General features: G+C 62.2%; 1 protein-coding gene. It reads left to right on the forward strand.

Annotation, left to right across the window (positions count from 1 at the left end; all coding sequences use genetic code 11):
• Window positions 1-170 precede the first annotated feature (170 nt).
• On the forward strand, window positions 171-1199 hold the full coding sequence (locus IVA80_RS19960; protein ID WP_247434045.1) for an IS110 family transposase: 1029 nt from the start codon (window positions 171-173) through the stop codon (window positions 1197-1199).
• The last annotated feature ends 274 nt before the right edge of the window (window positions 1200-1473 follow it).

The raw sequence follows: 1473 nt of genomic DNA on the forward strand, positions 1-1473 counted from the left end.
GTAGATGGGGTAACGGGCCCCGGGCAGCCTTCCAGCCAAGCCGCGCTAGCTACGGCGCTATTTGTGGCGCGCGTCGCGCGGCTTGGTTGGAAGGCAAGCGGTCGTCCCTCACATGATGGTGTAGCGGAGTCGAGGCCAGGCCTCGCTCCAAGCATCGAGGAGAGACGACCATGGACTATTATGCCGGAATCGACGTGTCATTGGAACACTCCAGCGTGTGCGTTGTCGAAACGAACGGCAAGATCGTTCGGGAGAACAAGGTGGCCAGCGAACCGGAGGCGCTGATCGGCTGGTTCCACTCGCTGGGGCTTGAGCTTGCCAGGATCGGGCTCGAGGCAGGACCGCTATCGCAGTGGCTTTATGCAGCGATGAAGGAGGCTGGCTTCGCGGTCGAGCTTCTGGAGACGCGGCACGTTCGCAATGCCTTCAAGGCAATGCCGGTCAAGTCGGATCGCAACGACGCCCGCAACATCGCACAATTGATGCGGCTCGGCTGGTTCCGGCCGGTGCATTGCAAGTCGATGAGTGCACAGGAGACCCGGGCGATGCTGACGGCGCGCAAGCTGATCCAGGCCAAACTGCAAGACATCGAGAACAGCTTGCGCGGGATCTTGCGGGGCTTCGGATTGAAGGTCGGCAAGACGACGAAGCGCAGCTTTGCGGCAAGGATCAACGAGCTGGTGGCCGGCCATCCGGCCCTTGAGACGATCGCCGCGGCGACGCTGGCAATTCATGCGGTGTTGCTGCGCGAGTTCAACGGTCTTGAGAAGCGGGTGCGGACGATGTCGCTCTTGGATGCCAAGGCCAGGTTGCTGATGTCGGCCCCAGCCGTGGGGCCGATCATCTCGCTGACCTATGCCAGCGCCATTGATGATCCCTCCCGCTTCACCTCCTCGAAGCGGGCAGGGCCGCTGTTCGGGTTGACGCCGAAGAAGCACCAGTCAGGCGAGACCGACTACTCCGGCCGCATCAGCAAAAATGGCGACGCTTCCGTGCGCGAGGCGCTCTATGAGGCCGCCCACATCATCCTGACCAAGCCGATCAAGGGCTGCGCGCGGCTCAAGAGCTGGGCGATGCGGATCGCCAGGCGCGCCGGCATGAGCAAGGCCAAGGTGGCGTTGGCACGCAAGCTCGCCGTGATCATGTTGCGCATGCTCAAGGACAACGTACCGTTCAAGGCGACGGCCATGGCAGCCTAAAACAGGAGCTCACAGGTTTTCGGGCGGGCATCACACCAGCCTTCCCCGAAGGCGAAGTCCCCTCGCCGGGACGATGGATCAGGTCAGGCCGTCATCCGGGTTGTCGACGCATCTGTCGATGCGATCACGCTTCCGTAGATTGGCCGGCCTGCTCCTCTCTAGAACTCCATCAAGGGACGACCATCGCGTTGATCCCGTACAGAAGCAGGTTCCCGGCAAGCGGATGACGCAAAAAGGGATTGACTAACCAAGGCCCGTTACAGAAGCCCGGATG

Origin of the sequence: Bradyrhizobium sp. 139 (assembly GCF_023074175.1) — a bacterium.
Lineage (GTDB): Bacteria > Pseudomonadota > Alphaproteobacteria > Rhizobiales > Xanthobacteraceae > Bradyrhizobium.